The 17980-nt window shown below is 39.2% G+C and carries 23 protein-coding genes; 3 read left to right on the top strand and 20 right to left on the bottom strand.

Going from position 1 to position 17980, the window contains the following annotated elements:
- The first annotated feature begins 71 nt into the window (after window positions 1-71).
- The 3 genes from ACLHG9_RS01375 (at window position 72) to ACLHG9_RS01365 (ending at window position 1362) form a co-directional block, all read left to right on the top strand.
- Window positions 72-383 carry a helix-turn-helix domain-containing protein gene (locus ACLHG9_RS01375; RefSeq protein ID WP_410219749.1) on the top strand — a complete coding sequence of 104 codons (312 nt, stop codon included), beginning with the start codon at window positions 72-74 and terminating at the stop codon, window positions 381-383.
- On the top strand, window positions 364-663 hold the full coding sequence (locus ACLHG9_RS01370; protein WP_410219748.1) for a helix-turn-helix domain-containing protein: 300 nt from the start codon (window positions 364-366) through the stop codon (window positions 661-663). The genes ACLHG9_RS01375 and ACLHG9_RS01370 overlap by 20 nt, the downstream gene beginning before the upstream one ends.
- A gap of 294 nt (window positions 664-957) precedes the next feature.
- Window positions 958-1362, top strand: coding sequence for a response regulator (locus ACLHG9_RS01365; RefSeq protein WP_410219747.1), 405 nt, complete (start codon window positions 958-960; stop codon window positions 1360-1362).
- Between the two features lie 276 nt (window positions 1363-1638).
- On the opposite strand, the gene ACLHG9_RS01360 is transcribed toward ACLHG9_RS01365, so the two are convergent.
- The 20 genes from ACLHG9_RS01360 to ACLHG9_RS01265 all read right to left on the bottom strand — a co-directional run bounded on the left by ACLHG9_RS01360 (window position 1639) and on the right by ACLHG9_RS01265 (window position 17973).
- Window positions 1639-2454: a PRTRC system ThiF family protein gene (locus ACLHG9_RS01360; RefSeq protein WP_410219977.1), complete on the bottom strand. Its 816-nt coding sequence runs from the start codon at window positions 2452-2454 to the stop codon at window positions 1639-1641.
- Window positions 2454-3179 (bottom strand): PRTRC system protein B, encoded by a 726-nt coding sequence (locus ACLHG9_RS01355; RefSeq protein ID WP_410219746.1) that lies wholly within the window; start codon window positions 3177-3179, stop codon window positions 2454-2456. Before ACLHG9_RS01355 ends, ACLHG9_RS01360 begins: the two co-directional genes overlap by 1 nt.
- Window positions 3176-4351: a hypothetical protein gene (locus ACLHG9_RS01350; protein WP_410219745.1), complete on the bottom strand. Its 1176-nt coding sequence runs from the start codon at window positions 4349-4351 to the stop codon at window positions 3176-3178. Before ACLHG9_RS01350 ends, ACLHG9_RS01355 begins: the two co-directional genes overlap by 4 nt.
- 17 nt (window positions 4352-4368) lie before the next feature.
- Complete coding sequence (locus ACLHG9_RS01345; protein ID WP_037438461.1) at window positions 4369-4587, bottom strand: PRTRC system protein C; 219 nt, start codon at window positions 4585-4587, stop codon at window positions 4369-4371.
- Window positions 4588-4605: 18 nt separating this feature from the next.
- The gene (locus tag ACLHG9_RS01340) at window positions 4606-5217 is read right to left on the bottom strand and encodes a PRTRC system protein E (protein WP_410219744.1); all 612 of its coding nucleotides are present in this window, start codon (window positions 5215-5217) and stop codon (window positions 4606-4608) included.
- Window positions 5214-5423 carry a hypothetical protein gene (locus ACLHG9_RS01335; RefSeq protein WP_410219743.1) on the bottom strand — a complete coding sequence of 70 codons (210 nt, stop codon included), beginning with the start codon at window positions 5421-5423 and terminating at the stop codon, window positions 5214-5216. The genes ACLHG9_RS01340 and ACLHG9_RS01335 overlap by 4 nt, the downstream gene beginning before the upstream one ends.
- Window positions 5420-6070 (bottom strand): hypothetical protein, encoded by a 651-nt coding sequence (locus ACLHG9_RS01330; protein WP_410219742.1) that lies wholly within the window; start codon window positions 6068-6070, stop codon window positions 5420-5422. Before ACLHG9_RS01330 ends, ACLHG9_RS01335 begins: the two co-directional genes overlap by 4 nt.
- The gene (locus ACLHG9_RS01325) at window positions 6054-6569 is read right to left on the bottom strand and encodes a hypothetical protein (protein WP_410219741.1); all 516 of its coding nucleotides are present in this window, start codon (window positions 6567-6569) and stop codon (window positions 6054-6056) included. The genes ACLHG9_RS01330 and ACLHG9_RS01325 overlap by 17 nt, the downstream gene beginning before the upstream one ends.
- A 52-nt stretch (window positions 6570-6621) precedes the next feature.
- Window positions 6622-7695 (bottom strand): DUF932 domain-containing protein, encoded by a 1074-nt coding sequence (locus ACLHG9_RS01320; protein WP_410219740.1) that lies wholly within the window; start codon window positions 7693-7695, stop codon window positions 6622-6624.
- Between the two features lie 35 nt (window positions 7696-7730).
- Complete coding sequence (locus ACLHG9_RS01315) at window positions 7731-8108, bottom strand: single-stranded DNA-binding protein (protein ID WP_410219739.1); 378 nt, start codon at window positions 8106-8108, stop codon at window positions 7731-7733.
- A 682-nt stretch (window positions 8109-8790) separates the two neighbouring features.
- On the bottom strand, window positions 8791-10110 hold the full coding sequence (locus ACLHG9_RS01310) for a site-specific integrase (protein WP_241313533.1): 1320 nt from the start codon (window positions 10108-10110) through the stop codon (window positions 8791-8793).
- 260 nt (window positions 10111-10370) lie between these two features.
- Window positions 10371-10970, bottom strand: coding sequence for an RNA polymerase sigma-70 factor (locus ACLHG9_RS01305; protein WP_410219738.1), 600 nt, complete (start codon window positions 10968-10970; stop codon window positions 10371-10373).
- 123 nt (window positions 10971-11093) lie between these two features.
- Window positions 11094-11639 (bottom strand): DUF420 domain-containing protein, encoded by a 546-nt coding sequence (locus tag ACLHG9_RS01300; protein WP_410219737.1) that lies wholly within the window; start codon window positions 11637-11639, stop codon window positions 11094-11096.
- Window positions 11639-12340, bottom strand: a complete 702-nt coding sequence (locus ACLHG9_RS01295; protein ID WP_410219736.1) for an SCO family protein — start codon at window positions 12338-12340, stop codon at window positions 11639-11641. Before ACLHG9_RS01295 ends, ACLHG9_RS01300 begins: the two co-directional genes overlap by 1 nt.
- Complete coding sequence (locus tag ACLHG9_RS01290) at window positions 12340-12696, bottom strand: cytochrome C oxidase subunit IV family protein (RefSeq protein ID WP_410219735.1); 357 nt, start codon at window positions 12694-12696, stop codon at window positions 12340-12342. The genes ACLHG9_RS01295 and ACLHG9_RS01290 overlap by 1 nt, the downstream gene beginning before the upstream one ends.
- Before the next feature lie 21 nt (window positions 12697-12717).
- Window positions 12718-13419, bottom strand: a complete 702-nt coding sequence (locus tag ACLHG9_RS01285; protein WP_410219734.1) for a cytochrome c oxidase subunit 3 — start codon at window positions 13417-13419, stop codon at window positions 12718-12720.
- A 31-nt stretch (window positions 13420-13450) separates the two neighbouring features.
- Window positions 13451-14035 (bottom strand): heme-copper oxidase subunit III, encoded by a 585-nt coding sequence (locus ACLHG9_RS01280; RefSeq protein WP_410219733.1) that lies wholly within the window; start codon window positions 14033-14035, stop codon window positions 13451-13453.
- Between the two features lie 5 nt (window positions 14036-14040).
- Window positions 14041-14943 (bottom strand): heme o synthase, encoded by a 903-nt coding sequence (gene cyoE, locus ACLHG9_RS01275; RefSeq protein ID WP_410219732.1) that lies wholly within the window; start codon window positions 14941-14943, stop codon window positions 14041-14043.
- Between the two features lie 10 nt (window positions 14944-14953).
- Window positions 14954-16015, bottom strand: a complete 1062-nt coding sequence (locus ACLHG9_RS01270) for a COX15/CtaA family protein (RefSeq protein WP_410219731.1) — start codon at window positions 16013-16015, stop codon at window positions 14954-14956.
- An 86-nt stretch (window positions 16016-16101) separates the two neighbouring features.
- The gene (locus tag ACLHG9_RS01265; protein WP_410219730.1) at window positions 16102-17973 is read right to left on the bottom strand and encodes a cbb3-type cytochrome c oxidase subunit I; all 1872 of its coding nucleotides are present in this window, start codon (window positions 17971-17973) and stop codon (window positions 16102-16104) included.
- Between the last annotated feature and the right edge of the window lie 7 nt (window positions 17974-17980).

Raw genomic sequence — 17980 nt, 5'->3', positions numbered from 1 at the left:
CGGGTGCAACATTCCCCAACTCTGTAAATAGCCTTTCTAAATTCGACTTCCACAGCAAAAATGAGCAAACTATGGAAGTCATTGCAATACAAAAATCCGCATTGGACGGAATAAGAAATGAGCTGAAAGCACTTTTGGAGTTAACCGAAAATGCTACACAAAAATATACCCCGATTTTCAGGAAAGAGAAATGGCTGGATAACCAGGAAGTGTGTTTGATGATGAACATTACCAAACGGACTTTGCAGACCTATAAGGACAAAGGTTTGTTGCCTTGTTCCAAACTGAACCGTAAGAACTATTACAAACGCTCGGACGTACAGGCTTTGCTCAAAACCGGACATCCGTATAATACCAATGCCAATGGATTTACTAACGAATGATACCGAGGAAATCATCGCCCATCAGGAGATGATAACGCAATTGAGAAAGCGTATTGAAGTAATATTGAAAAACTACCGACCTGTAATGAACGGGGAAATTTACCTGTCCAGCGAAGATGTGTGCAAGCTGTTACACATCAGTAAGCGGACGTTACAGCAATACCGTGATGATAATATCCTGCCGTTTATTCAGATTGGCGGGAAGATAATTTACAAGGAAAAGGATATTCTGACAATCCTTGAACAGAACTACATATCTAACAATACCAACCGTATTTAAGCAATTTTGGTGCGGGTTATGTTTCCTTATCGGAATGAGTTTAGTATCTTTGCTACTGAAAATATAGAAAATACTTAAAGTGTTTTTGCTTTAGGTTCCGCATTAGAAACTGGTAATTTTTAAAACCCCGGAACAGATAAGTAAGAACGCTCACGTCATAGGCGTGGGCACTCACTTGTTTGGGGGTAGGCGTACCAGTGCCTTAATGCCGATAAGTGTGGTTGCCTACGCTTTCTTTATAACGGTAGTGTCCCTCACTTGTATATTTTTATTAAGACTGTAAAATTATATACAATGAAATTGGCACTAATTGATGATAATACACGGCTTCGTGATATTACCAAAAAACAACTTGAAGATAGCGGGTACACACTGTTTTTCCAATCCGAAAACGAAAAGGAAGCTATCCAAAAAATAGAAGAAAGCAACACATTACCCGATGTTTGCATCATAGAGGAAAATTTCGGTGCGGCCAATGCCCTGCTCGGAAAGTTCCCCGATTTAAAAGTGCTTATCTCCAGCACCAATGACGACAAGGAAAGCGTTACCGATATGTTGGAAATCGGAGTTTGGGGATATATACTGAAATACGCTGACCCCGATGAGCTTTTGACTGCTGTTGTGGCATTAAGTAAAGGCAAGAAATATTTTAGCTTGGGCGTGAGTGATATAGCTACGGAATATTTTCGGAACAATTAGTAACCAGACTGCCTAACAGTCTTCAATACCGTTAATAATTAGCGGCGTTCTTTTGCTTCTTTTCTTTGGTCGCTGTGTGGCAAGAAAAGAAGTCCGCAAAAAATAACAATGGGATAATGAATATCCCACGCAAAAAATGCAGCAACCTGTTTGGTGAAATGTGAAGAGAGGAATTGTGTGGCGGTGCATTTTGGCAAAGGGGTTGCACCGCTTTGATGCAAAAAGACTGCCCCGACCATTGGGAGGGAGTGTCTTTTTGCCGCCCGATTTTTCGAGTCAGGCGACTTTTATCGGGTGGGTGCGGAAGTCTTTCAGATTGTGAAAAAATCCCCTGTATTCGGTCATTCCGTAACGGAGCAAACCCCAAAGCAAATCACAGCCCATTTGAGCCAATGAGCCATTGATAAACAAATCCTGCTTTTGCAATGCTTCCGCCAATGAGCAACTTGGCGTGTTGTCCTCTTTTTCGGATTGCTTCAGCAATTCGCCAAATTCATCTGTAACCATTGGCAGGCTTGCCACCGTTTGGTACTTTTCTGAATTGGGTTGTTTGATAGTTCCTATTGTAGATAGTAGGACTTGCCCTGTGTGTTGGCTGTTACCGAAGTCCAACCAATACTTTGGGTCGTCTTGGTAGTGTCTGCGGTGGCTTGTTTCTTTCAGAATTTCAGCCACTCCAAACCTCGCCTGTACATTGTCCACACAGGTAATGGTTAGGGTTGCCCTTGCGTTTTCGGGCAACCTGCCAAATTTGTCCTTTTCAAACTTTACCGTTTCGGCTTTCCAATTCGTACCGATACAACGATTGACACGGTTGATTAACGTAACGGATTTGTACAATCCTGTTTCGCTTTCAAAAAAACGCTGTCTGCCTAAATTTGCGGTTGTGATAATATCATCGTCCCATAAACGCACCTGTAACCCTGCGTGTCCTAACGCTAAAAGGCTCTCGTTTATTTCCAATAAGGCGGTCAATACCTTTGAGCCTGTTCCACCTGCACCGATTAGGTTTACCGAAATCGGGTTGGTAGGATTGAGCAAATAGCTGTCCGTAAAATGGACGGCTGTTTTTGTTGTTTCCTGTGTATTCATCACAATAGATTTTTAAGGGGTTTGTTGTTCTTTTTCAATACCTCTTTTGGAAAGGGTTTATCTGTTCCGATTAAGTCTTTCCATACGGTTACGCAATTTCCTTTTATGGGACTGTGCCGTCCTAATAAGTGGCTGAAATAGCTGTTGAAAAAGTAGCTTTCCCAAGCCTGTATAAATTCTTCCACCGAAGCGGAATTTTTAATATCAATGCTTACCGTACCCATACATACTTTGCCGTCTTCATAGATGTTAAAAAACGGAGCGTAATGCAAGGGCGTTTTTTCGGTTGGTCTTCTGTCTGTTGCAAGGGCAAAGACGGCAAGGCTGTTTTTATTGGCGTACCATAACATTGGTGGTACTTGTGCCTTTCCGTTGGGTATGCTCAAACTATCCACAAAGTACAGTTGTCTTTGCTGTGCTTTGGTGTACCATAGTACCGTACCCTTTTCAGCATTCGGATTGATGTGCAGAATGTTGGTCGGCAAAATTCCCTTTGGTTTTAAAAAGGCTTGGTTCTTTTCATCTTCGGTCTGTAAAGACCGTGCTAATACTTCGGCTTCCTTTACGGTCAAAGGGTGGGCATTAATAGGGTTGCCGTTCTTGTCCATATCAAAATGCTCTACATAGGTTGCGGTATCTGCTCCTTTGGTTTCATAGAATACCAAAGCAGATTTCGGGTGGTATAATGTGCCGAAATTTTCGGTTATGTTATTTTCGTTGTTCATTTTCCTGTTGTTTTATAGTCATACAATAGCGTACACAAATCATCCAATAAAGCAAACAAACGGTTCTCAAAATCAAGGTTGCCCTGCGTTATCTCGCTTCCGTCAAAAGATTTGCAAATGGTCGGCTCTTCCAATATTCCGTATTCGTTAAACTCGTTGTTGATGCTGTCTTTAAGGCTTTCATACAACCAACCTTTGGTATCGGCAATAAAGGAAATATACTTTTCCATTGTGATTGCTTCATTGTCGTAATCATCGTTATAGGGGTCTTGTTCGGGCATTGGTGCGTTTCTGAAAATGGTGGCGTTTGGGTATTCCGTATAAAGGGCATAAGCATTACACGCCACCTGCCAACATTCCCTGTCGAATGTATCACGGCTTTTAAATTGGCTCAAACGCTGTTCAAATAAGGTCAGATTGATACGGTTAAACAGTTTTTGTTCAATGTTGTCGCCAATCCACTCGGCTCGCTTTATCTCATTTCTGTAACATTCGGTTTCTTCCGTTTCTTCGTCCTGTTCCACCCAATCTTTGTGCGTTTCATATAGCCAATACAGATAGCTGTCCTGTTGCCTGTAATACGGAATGTCGGCAATGTGATACAGATAACTGCAAACCGATAAGAGTAAATGTGCATTGTGTTTTCGCCCTTTATCGTGCAACATTCTGAAAAGTGGTACAATCGGAATATAATACAGGGTTGTACCTGTGTTGTACCGTTCCTCGCTTACCAAAAAAGTTTTCTTACTGTCCTGTACCAATTTAAAACTATCCCAATTGATGTTGGTGCGGTTTACTTTGGCTTCCATATCCCACATACCCAATGCGATATTGTAGGGAAAACCAAAATCTTTGGTCTGCATTGGCTCAATGCCGTAATGCTCGGCAAGTTTGGAAAGGGACTTGTAAAAATCCCTCTCCGTTTTTGCTGTTCCCTTACAAGCCTGTACGGATTGTGCCGTTTTCAGTTTAGGCAGAAAGGTACATTTCAGAATACCATTGGTAACATTGCTATCGGTACGGATTTCTGTTTGTCCTTTTGCACTTGGTTTGCGTCCTTTGGTCTTTGTAGCCAATTGGCGAACTCGCCCAACTGTCGGTGCAACTGCCGTTGCCGTTTCTGTTCGGGTATGCTGATAACTCCCGATATGATGTTGCGTTGCATAATTCATCGTTTTTGATTTTTGGATTAACCTTTTGTTCCCATTACGCTCTCAAATTTGTACTCGACTGCATCGTCTTTGATTTGTGGTGCAGATACTTTTGCCGTTGTCAGTATCGGGTACATATTGGCGTAAAAATTCATTACGGCTTCCACGCTCCAACGTGGTTCGGGGTCGGTCAGTCTGATGTCCTGTCCTTTATCTTTGAGTATAAAAACTCGCTCTAATTGCGTTGCTAATAACATACTATTCGTTTTTAATGGTTAATACTCGTTTTCTTCTTCCTCCGTTTCGTCTATGGGATAGTCGGCTGTAACTTCTTCTGCTTGTGGCGGTTCGGATGTTGCTTCTTCCATTGCCCCGAAAAGGCTCGGAGAGGCGAATTTGTCGGACAATGAAGTTTTGCGTTTGCGTATCTCGTCCGCTTTTTCAGGAAACTCGGTAATGTCGGGAACTTTCATCCACGCTTCACGGTGTTTGCCCTCTTTTTCCAACTCGTCCACCTTTGCCATACTTTCTTTGTACTTCTTGTCTTTGGCTTCTTTTTCCTTTTTGGCTTTCTCGGCTTTTTCTTTCTCCATTGCGGATTGTTTTTTGACTTCTTCCATTTGTTTTAGAAATTTTTCCATATCCACCATTACCCCCGAAATGGTTTGTATAGGCGTGGTTATCTGCTCAAAAAATCCCTCGTCAAACTCCTGTGGTGTGGCGTTAAATGTCAATGGGGGAATAAGTTTTTTGGCGTTATCTCCGCATTGCTCGTTATTGAGCAATACCGATACGATTAGGTTATTTTCTGCTCCTTTTGAAATGTTCAGTTGCAATACGCCTGTAAAGTCCAACTGCTGTATCTGATTGAAAAAATTCGTGTTCATCGTTCTGAAATTTTAATTGTTAATGATTGTTTTTTGAGTGTCGTCAGTTTTTCGTACATATCCGTCCAATACGCATTTTGCCGTTTGTCGAACTCGGAAAAACTTTTGTCCTTGTGCCTGTATTCTTTGTAATCTGCTGTTATTCTGATTGCTTCATCAAGGTCGGTTACTTCGATAGGGCAACCGTTCAAATCTGTTACTTTCATCGCTTTTCATCTTTTAGGATTACCATAGTATTGTAGTCAAAAGTATAGTCAAACGCACCGTTTGAAACCCTTTGCCGTCTTTGCAGTTCCACGCCCTCGTCATCCCAACCAAAGTCGGGCAGACCGTTTACCCTTGCCACAAGCTGTGCATTGCTAAGGTGCTGAAAACGCTCTCTGCAAAACCTTTCCAACTCCGTTTCTTCGGTGGTGGGATTGCACAGAATATTGAGGTCAAATTCTTCCGTCCAAAATTCTTCGCTCGTATGCTTGCCGTATGCTTTGTATATGGCGTTGCCACTACGGTACACGACAAGCCTGTAACAGTCCAACCGATTTTCGGGAACGGTAAATGTTTCCTGTTCCTCGTTTTCAAGTTCCACAAATGCCCATTCTTTACCTGCAAGTATTTCCTCAATGTCGGGTTGGTCGTCTTCGCTCGTTCTGTAAAAATCTACTGCGTTATCATAGTAGTTAAGGGATTGGAAATTGCAATCCTCTGCAAAAGGCTTAACGGCTTCCAATCGTTTTGCCTGTTCCTTTTTCCATTCTTCGGAAAGGTGGATTATTGCAAACTCGCAATTATCCCATTCGCTGTTGGTATTGGCTTTTACCAATAGGTGTGCTGTTGCTTTATCTGATAGTTTCATTGTTCTGAATTTTAATGTTGTTCAACTGATTTTCAATTTTCCGTTCCAACAAGGTTTCCAAAATCTCGTAATCACTTTCGTAGGTTTCGCCCTCGAAATGCCACACGGAATTTTCTTCGTCATACTCGTATTTATCAAAATCCTCATCGTCCAAATAAATATCCGTGAGTAGCCTGTCAGAAAATGTTGCCCTGCCAAATACCAAGCACCCCAATTCTTCATAGTCCTGTGTAAAATCTACTTTGTAGTGTTCTGCTATCTTTTGCAAGACTTCCGTATTGGGCGACCATTTTGTTTCATATTGAAAGGTGTCCGTATTGTCATAGTCTTGATAAATGCCGAAGAAATAACCTCCGTTGCTGTCTGCTACAAAGTCGGGCAGTTGTCCGCAACCCTCTTTTTGTTCCTGTTCTGCCATTTCTTTGAATAGCCGTTGTATCTGTCTGATTGCTTCGGGATTTCCCTCGAAAACAACCGTATTGTTGCACCAATTCGCCATATTTTTTGTTTTTAGTAGGCTACCACCGATTAAGGCGGTAGCCTGTGGTTATTTAATTAAGGTTTAGGATTTCCGCACCGTCCAATGCAAATGCGGTACACAATTCAAATGCTTTCTGTGATTTGAGTTGGGCAGTACCGCCCAATACAATGCTCTGTAACTTGGCTTCATCGTTCTTGTAACTTCTTACATTTTGATAGTAGCCTGTAACCGCATTGTATGCTCCAAACAAAGTGCCTTTTGTGGTCTGCATTTGTTGCGTGTCGCTTATCATAGCGTATGCAAATGCGTCCTCTACGGTGTTTTTGAACACGGTGGAAATTTCATCTTCCGCACCTTTCTTGATAAGGTCAAGCGTTTCCTTGTTCGGGCAAAGTGCCAATTGGATTAACTTTCTTACCTCTCGGTCTGTTACCTTTACTTTTGCCCATTCGTTGAAAATGCCCTCCAATTGGTTGCTCAACGTATTGGCAAGCCCCATAATCTTATGAGCGTTCTCGATACGCTGTTTTGCTCCCGAAGTGTGTTTGATACGCACCACATTGGTCATATTGCGGAGTGAAGCGTTAAGGGTATTTTGGCAGACGATACGGATAGGCGTAAACGCTGCGGTAATACTTCCGCTACCATCGTGCGAAGTGGTTAGGAAGATATATTTTTCCGTTACGTCATCGCCATTGCCTACACGGATATAGTCGGGCAGTTTGGCTGTGATAAAAATGCATTCTCCGTTGCCCAATGCTCCTGCGGTTTCGTACAGAATACCCTCGCCACCGCCTACAATGCTGTCAAAGAAATTAAAGGCTTCACGATTTTGTACAATGTGGTAATCCTTACCGACTACGCCCAATACTGCATTGTTGTCGGTGCGTATGTTGGCGAAATAATTGGGTACTTCCAATTCGTTACTGCCTATCTCTATGCCGTTGGAGGTTTCGAGAATGCCCGAACCTTTGGTAAACAGTGGGGATTTTACGACTTCGTAATCCAATCCTGCGTATTTGATAGCTTCCTCGCTTGTAGGGTATTGCTCCACGATTTGCCCCAAACCGTGCCATGCTTTTTGTTGTACGCTAAAGAATGAATAACGTCCTGTTCTCTCGTTGAAATTGATATTATGTGCCATGTTAAAATGATTTTAAATGTTTGAAATATTCGTTGTTAAAATGGGAGGTCGTCCTTTGCCTTGTTGTTGCTCGTTCCTGTGGTAGCTTGTGCAGTTTCCGATTTCTTGCCACCTCCGTGTAGTTTGATGTTTGAGGTATGGAAATTCAGCCCTGCGTGTGCTTCGCCGTCATTGCCTGTCCACGCCCTTGCACTTACCCTGCCTGTGAGTTCTACCAAAGTGCCTTTGGTGAGTATCTTCGCTACGTTCGGGCTAATCCAGTATGAGCAGTCGAAATAGGTTGTTTGCTCTATGCGTTCGCCCTGTTTGTTACGGTAGCTGTCGTTGGTCGCTATCGAAAAGTTTACTACTTGTTTGTCCTGTGACGTTGTGCGTACTTCCGCATCCCTTGTCAGTCTTCCTGTGATGTTCATGTTTTCTACTTTTTTGCGCTATGAAATTTGTTCTGATTTGATTTTTTTAGATTTATTCGGTAATGAGAGGAGGTGCTGAAGTTTCGTTTCACTCTGTTACCGTTTCCAATGCTGTATTTTTCCATTACTGACATTTTTTTTATTCGTCTAAAGAGCCGGAGTATGCTTTGTTTCGTTTCACGAGCATAAAAGGTTAGTGTTTAGCAGGAACAAAGTTTTGCCAAACAAATACGACCCGCATGGGTGGAGATTTTTTGGCAAACCCAAGGGGCATGACCTTGTTCCTGGGTTAAGAACACGATCATACCTTTGCTCTTGAAATGGAACAATAGGGCATACAGGCTTCTTTGAGTAAAAAAACAGTGGAAGCAATGAAGATGGTATTGGCAAATGGTTCCCAATGGATTGAAATAACACTTCCAATTGGTTGAATTTTTAAAACTCTATTTTTAAGTTGTGTGGCTGTGACAGCCACAGAGACAGAGGGTTGAAAAATCGTTTTGTGCGGGAGAAGTACCAGGGCAATATTTTTTAACCTTCTGTTTCAGCAGTAGACAAAAGCTCTTTTACAGAAGGGGAATAGGAGAGAAAAGTAAATGTGCTTTGGCTATAAAAAGTATAGACATAAAAAAAGCAGGACTTAATCCTGCTTCAATCTGACTGTTAAAAAATATACCCTGTTTTAAGCCATCACTTCTTCGGTATCATAAAATCCAAGTGGAGCTTCATTCAATAATTCTATTTCTTCATCTTCGATTTTGACAAGAAACGCATCTTCCATTGCCTTGAATTTAGGTGCTACCAAATCCATATCCTTACTGATTTTCTGGCTGGTAATCTTAGCATAGATCTGGGTGGTGGAAATATTCTTGTGTCCCATCATTTTGCTAAGGCTTTCAAGCGGTACGCCCTCGGTCAAAAACATGGTGGCAAATGTGTGACGTGCGGTATGGAAAGTAACTTTCTGTTCGGTAACAATGCCAGCTTCCTCAATAAGTTTACTGATATGCTTATTACAGGTCGCATTGGACGGAACAGGAAATATATAATCGCTTCTGGTAATGCCTCTGTATTTTTCAATAATGCGTTTGGGGATTTCCATCAGCCTTACGTTTGAAGCAACGTCAGATTTTTTACGCCTGCTGATAATCCACTGGTGGCCGTCGAAGAACGATTGAATATTGCTCCATTTCAGTTTCTTAATATCAATGTAAGAAAGTCCGGTAAAACAACTGAAAAGAAAGAGGTCTTTTACCAGTTCATATTTCTGTTTGGATGGGTTCAGGAACATTAACTTTTCCACATCCTCTTTTAGAAGGTAACTACGGTCGGTTTCCTCCATAGTGATCTTGTAATCATCAAAAGGATTATCCCGTAGCAAACCTTTTTTAATAGCCAGTTCTACCAGTGCAATAACGGGCATTGTATAAACCCAAACCGTATTGTGGGTACATTCTTTATCAATGCGGAGAAAGAAATCAAACTCCCGGATAAAATCGGAAGTGAGTTCCCGGAACGCCATATCCTCCCGATGGTACCGTTCCTTTATAAATTCGCTAAGATGATTGTAAACAGTGGTATACTTGGCATAGGTGCTTTTAGAGCGTTTCCCTTTAGCGACCATTTTTTCAAAGCCTTCATTCTGCTCCTTAAAGACTTTCAGTATGGCATCTTCCATCACACCGACACCCAGAAACGTGAGCTTTACCTTTTGTGCGGTTGCAAAGCCCTCGTGTTTTAGCATATCTTCATAAATCTTGTCGATACGGCCCCGTATGTTATCCAGCTTTTGATTAATACTCAAAGCTGTGGCACTCTTGCCCTCAACTCTTCCGTACTTCAAATCCCAATTATTGGGGTTTATTTCTAACTTTGTCCCGAAAGTCTTGGGTGTGCCATCAATAGTAATACGCCCCATGATCGGGGCATTACCGTTTTTTTTCAGTTCGTTCTTTTTCAGATAGAAAAGCAGCTTGAACGTCGATTTCTTTGCCTGCTCCATAACTCAAATGTTTAATGTTTAAAATTAAATTACATTGAGTTACAAGGGAATAGAGAATGCAGTGCAAAACACTGAAATATAACCTGTTAGGCTGTGTTATTACCTATGTCAATCGGTAACGAATTAGTAACCTAACGTTGTGTTTTCAAGCCCAAAACCTATCCGACACCGAGTTCCACACCAAGACTACTGTTTTATAAAGCGTTGTATTGCAATTGCTTTAACCGTTTTGCTTATTTTTGCTTTTATCTAATCTTTTTTTAAAAAAAAGATAAAAGTCTCAAAATTTTAAGATGTGAGGAAGAAATGGAATGGCTTTTCTGGTTATCCAGCATAGCGTCTCTCAACATCTTTAAAGCATTAGCGATATGATTTTCGACGGTACGCTCAGACAGATCAAGTTTTAAAGCTATTTCTCTATACTTTAACTTTTCAAACCTATTCATTTTAAAGATTTCACGGCATTTTAAAGGTAATTTTTCAATCTCGTCAAACAGCATTACAATTAACTCGTTCTCCTCATCTATTACCTCTGCCTGTTCTTCCGTAAACTCACTCAGCATCTTTTGGTGGTGTTGCTCCAGATTTTTCTGCCTGTTGATGTAATTGATTGAAAGATTAATTACAGAACGATATAAATATGATTTAATGGATTTGATCTGGCTCAGATCTTCAGAACGTTCCCAAATCTTAACAAATACATCTTGTACAATTTCCTCTGCTACATAAATATCTTTTACATATTTATCGCTCTCAATGAGCAGCTTTTTAAAAAATCGAGTGTAGAAATCCGTAAAGGCCGCTACTTGGCCTTTATCAAGCATTCGCTCTATGTTTTCTACTGTCTCTGTTCGTTGCACTCTGAAGGTTTCTGCTTTGGTGAATTCTAATATAAGAATTATAGCAAGTATGCAGCAGAAATTTTACAAATTATATACGATTTTAGAGAATTAAAATCTCGGATGTTCAAATATAATCATTAATTAACTGTAATAAGGTGAGATCATGAGATACACAATAACTCCTGTTACAGCAACATACAACCAAAGCGGATAAGTAATCCTTGCCAGCTTTTTATGCCTGTCAAAATTTTGTGCCAGTGCTCTTACATAAGTAACCAGTACAAATGGTATAATAACTACCGAAAGGCAGATATGTGTAATCAGAATGAAGAAATAAATATATCGTAAAACACCTTCTCCTCCATATTTTGTAGATTCTGATGTCATATGATAAGCTACATACATAGCCAGAAATAAAACCGACAGGGTAATGGCTAATTTCATTAAACGCTCGTGTAAAGTACGTTTGCCATTTTTTACCGCCCAAACGGCTAATATCAATACTATAGCAGTAATTCCATTAATAGTGGCGTAAATAGGGGGCAAAAATGTAAGCGGTTCTACATCATAACCCATTTTACGAAGGTTAACCCCAAAAAGCAAAGCAACAACCAAAGGTATGGCTATAGATAAAACAATAATCCACTTATTATATTTCTGCTCTATGTTATTACTCGTTTCAATCATTATCTACCGTCTTTAATATTTCTTAATTCTTCAGCTATTAATACTTTAATTTCATCTTCAAGTTTTGAAACTGCTTCTTTACTTGTTGCTTCGTAATATCCTCTAACCCTATGCTTGGTGTCAATCAGAACAAACATATTGTTATATACAAATTTTCCTTCGGCTACATTATAAAAAGCGTCTAATCGTAAACCGTTTCTAACAAACTGTTTAACTTGTGTGCTATCTCCCGTCAGCAAATCTATTGTTTTACCCTTTAGGCCAAAAGTTTTTGCATAGTTAGCCAAGTCTTGGGGTTGGTCATTCAAGTAATCTACACTCAGATTTACAAACTGTATAAGATGGTTCTTTTCAAATTCCTTATAAATATCCTTAAGATATTTGTTAGTAATGTCTATGCCATTGCCACTTGCTCTGGTATAAAATAAGTTCACAACTAAAACCTTATCGTTAAAGTTTTTCCAACTTACCTCCTCAGAGTTTTGATTGATGAACTTAAAATCATTAATAACATGGTAAATTGTATCGGGAATTTGCTTGCCTTTTACAGAGTGAAAAGTAGATGCTACTTGTTTTGGCCCAAAAATAGGCAATGGTTTATAGCGGTTTTCTCCTTGTTGCTGTAGCAAATAATATAAAAATCCCGGCACCAATAGTATGGTTGCCAGGATTAATATCTTTTTTGTTGGGTTGTATTTCATTACACTTTTGGCATATGCAGGTGTAAGTAACCACCTTCAATTAATAAAAGCGTTATGAAATAGATGATAAAAATAAATGAAATACCAAGTACCAACTGCAATCCAAATTTTTCAAATTTCAAGTGCATAAAATAAGCTACAATATAGTACGCTTTAAATAACGTTAAAGCAATATATACATAATTACCTACGGCTTGGGTCATATGATGACCTGGGATTGCCCATAACGCAATGATAAATTCTATAACGGTTAAGGCTAATAAGATAAAGAATACTTTCCAGATCCTGCCTTTGGTCATAGCACCGTGATCTCCATGATCATGTGCTTCTGCTGTATGTGTGTTATGCTCTGACATAATATCTTTCGTTGTTAAATTTTAAACCAAATAGAAGAAAGTAAATACGAATACCCAAACTAAGTCTACAAAGTGCCAGTATAAGCCTACCTTTTCTACCATTAAATAGTGACCGCGTCTTTCAAAAGTTCCATTGATTACCATACATAGGATAATGATATTGATTACTACCCCACTAAATACGTGGAAACCGTGAAATCCTGTAATGGTAAAGAATAGATTGGCAAACTGCTGTGCCGAAACTGCAGATATATCACCATCAAAGAAATGGCTCAGATCTTTAGGGATACTTCCCCACCAGAAACCTTCATGGTGTAAGTGTGTCCATTCAATAGCCTGACAGCCTAAGAACATAAAACCACCTATAATTGTAGCAATCATCCAACCGATTACTTCTTTTTTAGAATTACGGTGGCCTGCTTCTACTGCAAGTACCATTGTTACCGAACTCATGATCAAAATAAAGGTCATAATACCTACGAAAACCAACGGGTAACCATGATCAGCTATGCCTGGAATTGATTGAAATACAAGATCTGGGTCTGGCCAAGCAAACTTACTGAAACGTTGCGCACCATAATAAACCAATAATGATGAAAATGTAAAGGCATCTGATAGTAAGAAAAACCACATCATTAACTTGCCATACTCCACAGACCATGGCGAACGACCACCTGCCCATGGTGTAGTTTTAACTTGGTCTAATTTTGATAATGAATCCATTTAATAATTTGTATAAAAGTTTGTTAAAAATTTAACTGTTCAAAAGTAAAAAAACATACAGATATATCCATAATATATCTATAAAATGCCAAAAAATAGAGGCAATTTCCTGTCTATAAACCAATTTAGCATGCACTACATTTCGGTAAGAGCTTACCAATGCGCTTATCACCAATGCCAAACCTGCAACAATGTGCAACAAGTGCATTCCAGAAAGCAGGTAGATCATAGAAATAGCCGCATTATTATTGATTAGCACCGCACCACTCATGTATAAGCTGGTCCATGCCTGAAACTGCAAATAAGCGAAAGCAACCCCTAAAATTAATGTAATCCACAAGTATAACTGCTGCTGTTTTAACTGCTTATTACGCAGAGCTCTGGCAGCCAAAAATAAAAACAGACTACTTAAAACCAGTACAGCTGTACTGTACATGAAAGCATCTGGTAATACCAAACCATGGCCTTTACCTTTTGCCGCTGAAAAAACCAAATAATAACTCGTAAAACCGCCAAACATAATGGTTGAAGAAACCACGAACAACCACATCGCAAATTTGCGGGGTTTGGCATTAAATTCTATTGGAGCATTATTTTGTTGCATTGTATGTACCATAACTACTAAACTACTAAATCAAACAATAAAACAAGTTGCACTAACGGGATATAAAAGAAAGAGCAGAACATTACTTTCCTGGCGCTAGCCAAATCCTGTTTTTGCATTAACTGATAAGCATACCAGGCAAATATTAAACCCAGCACTAAAGAAACAGCAGCTATCACATATCCTCCAAATCCTAATATGGTAGGTAATAAACTTACTGGAATCAGAATCAACGTACTCATAAAAGTAATAGTTGCACTGGTTTTATCTCTTTCTTTAGTTGGTAATAATCTAAAACCCGCAAGCTTATAATCATCATCAACCACCCAGGCAATTGACCAAAAATGGGGGAATTGCCATACAAATTGAATTAAAAACAAAACTATCGCAATCTGATAATCTTTAGGAACATAACCTACTGGAGAATGGCCTATTGCAGCCAGATAACCAATAAGCGGAGGTAAAGCCCCAGGTATTGCACCTACAAATACAGCTACAGGTGATTTTCTTTTCAAAGGTGTATATGCAAATGCGTATAAAAGAATAGAGAAAACAGAGATTAATCCTGTTTCTAAATTCAACTTACCTAATAAAAAAGTACCTGTAATACCCATAACCAAACCAATTACCAAACCCTGCCCTGTAGTCATACGTCCGGCAGGCATTGGACGGTCTTTGGTTCTCATCATTAACTTATCAAGATCTTTCTCTATAATCTCATTGAAACTGTTAGCTGCACCGGTTACCAAGAAGCCTCCTATAATCAGGATCATCCAGTTATACCAGTTTATACTATCGGCCACAGCTCTATCAACCTGTATTTTAGAACCGATTAAAAAAGTAACAGATGCAGAAAAAACTACCAAAAAGGTTAATCTGAATTTTACTAATTTCGAGAAATCTGAAAAAAACTGTTTCAATTTTAATGATTTAAGTTGTCTTATAGGTTTTGGTTCTGTAAACCAGTAAATATAAATAATATTGTAAGCTAAACATCAGTGTTGCAAATAAGATGTGTATGGTTTGTGCGTATGGGGGTAATGCTAGATAAGACAATACAAAACCAGACATTAGTTGCACAATTAGCACGATCATGATATTGTTTGCCGTTATTAAAGGAGAGGCTTTGCCACTAAAACGATCTTTAACCATTTTATACACAATAAAATTGCTGATTGCAACCGCAATAGCCAGATCTCTGTGCAGAGAAAACACATTCCCTAATTTACTTATCCAGGTATTGCGGCCATTATAGCTCAATTCTTTGGCAATACTATCTATATGCTCTCTAACTTCTGTACCCAAAATAATCTGAATAACAGATAAGATTAAAGTAAAAGCCAAAAATCCTTTTAGCCACATGATTCGGTACATAATTACCGTAGGTTCCTGATACAATTGCTTAGCATAGTTATAAGTGTAAATTGCTATACTTAAGATTACAAGTGCTAAAAGCATATGAACAGTTACAACCCACTGCGTTAAATTAGTAGATACTACAATAGAACCCAGCCAAGCCTGATATCCAACCACAAAAAGGTTTAAAATACTTAATATTACTATTCTTTTAGCCTTATTTTTAAAAGTAAAAGAATAAACTGTGGTAAGCAACATAAATATTCCTAAGATTGCTCCCGATAATCTGTTAATGTATTCTGTCCAGGTTTTAGCTACATTAAATTCTTCATGCTCTAAAATAGATTTATCATTTCTGATACTGTTTGCCTGTTCTGTTTTGCCTAAACGTTCCAGATACTTTGCAAACTTCTCGTTTTTTTTCACCCTGCCCTCTACATATTTCTTCTCATAATCAGATGGAAGTTGCTTAACAGAAGTAGGTGGTATATACTGATCAAAACATTTTGGCCAGTCAGGGCATCCCATACCCGATCCTGTACTGCGCACAATACCTCCGGCTAAGATCACTACTAAGGTTAAGATGATAGTAATGAAATTAATTCTAATAAATCTCTTTTCAGATTTAGAAATCATTTCAAACACATTAGATATAAAATAAGGTATCTGTTAAGCCTTTTACTTTGCAGATACCTTATTACATTTATTACAAAGTAAGGTTACTATTCGTTGTTCTTACTCGGATTATTTTTTGCGTTCCATTCTCTCTGGATTTGTTCTGCCTCCGCATTTCCTTCAAAATCATGGAAAAGGTTAGAGTTCATGGTTTCAGAGAAAGGTGTGGTTTGAGGTATAAAGTCTGTCTCAGAACCTGGTTTACTGTAATCATAAGCCCAACGGTGAACAGTTGGGATTTCGCCCGGCCAGTTACCGTGTATACGCTCCACCGGAGTAGTCCACTCAAGTGTATTAGCTTCCCAAGGGTTTTGAGTAGATTTCTTACCTTTAAATATAGAATAGAAAAAGTTAAACAAGAAAGCTACTTGAGCTAAACCAGCAACAATTGCAGACCATGTAACTAATTTATTTACGGTAATCCATTTATGCATGAATTCAAACTCTGTAAATGCATAGTAACGACGTGGAACACCATCTAAACCTAAGAAGTGTAGAGGGAAGAATACCAAGTAAGCACAAATGAAAGTTATCCAAAAGTGTAAATATCCCAGCTTCTCGTCCATTAAACGGCCATACATTTTAGGGAACCAGTGATAAACACCTGCCAACATACCAAATATTGCAGCCGACCCCATTACCAAGTGGAAGTGAGCGATTACAAAATAAGTATCGTGTAAGTTAATATCCAAAGATGCGTTACCTAACCAAATACCTGTTAAACCTCCTGAAATGAATAACGAAACCATTCCGATTGCGAAAAGCATACCCGGGGTAAAACGGATGTTTCCTTTCCAAAGTGTAGCCAGCCAGTTAAAGGTTTTTACCGCAGATGGTACCGCAATAATCAATGTCGTAATCATAAATACACCTCCCAAGAACGGGTTCATACCTGTTACGAACATATGGTGACCCCATACGATAAATGATAATACAGTAATACCAATTAATGAATAAACCATCGCATGGTATCCGAAAATAGGTTTTCTAGCATTAACTGAGATTACTTCTGATGAGATGCCCATCGCCGGCATAATTACGATATATACCTCCGGGTGACCTAAGAACCAAAATAAGTGTTGCCATAAAATTGGCGATCCACCTTCGTTAGGCATGATCTGTGTACCAAAAACCATATCTGATAGGTAGAAACTTGTGCCTACACTACGGTCAAATATTAACAATACTACCCCTGCTACCAATACCGGGAAAGATAAGATACCTAAGATAGCTGTTAATAAAAATGCCCATATAGTTAAAGGCATCTTCCAGAAGTCCATACCCTTAGTACGCATATTTAATATTGTACTTACGTAGTTGATACCTCCCATTAAAGAAGAAGCTACGAAAAGCACCATACTGATCAACCATAAGGTCATACCTAAACCAGAACCAGGAATAGCTTTTGGAACAGCAGATAACGGAGGATATACCGTCCATCCTGCTGATGCTGGACCAGTTTGAATGAAGAACGACGACATCATAATCACACATGCCGTAAGGAAAAACCAGTAAGAAAGCATGTTTAAAAATGGCGAAGCCATATCTCTTGCACCAACCTGTAAAGGAATTAACAAGTTACTAAAGGTACCACTTAAACCTGCTGTTAACACAAAAAATACCATGATGGTACCATGAATGGTAACTAAAGCAAGGTAAAAATCAGGTCTTATTCTTCCTCCTTCAGCCCATTTTCCTAAAAATTGCTCTAAAAGAGGAAAGTTTTGATCTGGCCATGCTAACTGAATCCTAAACAAGATTGATAGAATCATAGCTATTACAGCCATAATGATACCAGTTATTAAAAACTGTTTCGCAATCATTTTATGATCCTGACTAAAAACGTATTTTGTTAAAAACGTTTCATGGTGATGTCCATGATCATCGTGATGCGTATCGTGTGTTGATATTGTTGACATAATAAGG

Origin of the sequence: Pedobacter sp. (assembly GCF_046462515.1) — a bacterium.
Taxonomy (GTDB): domain Bacteria; phylum Bacteroidota; class Bacteroidia; order Sphingobacteriales; family Sphingobacteriaceae; genus Pedobacter.
The sequence above is the reverse complement of the archived record's forward strand: the minus strand, read 5'-3'. Positions and strand labels throughout refer to the sequence as shown.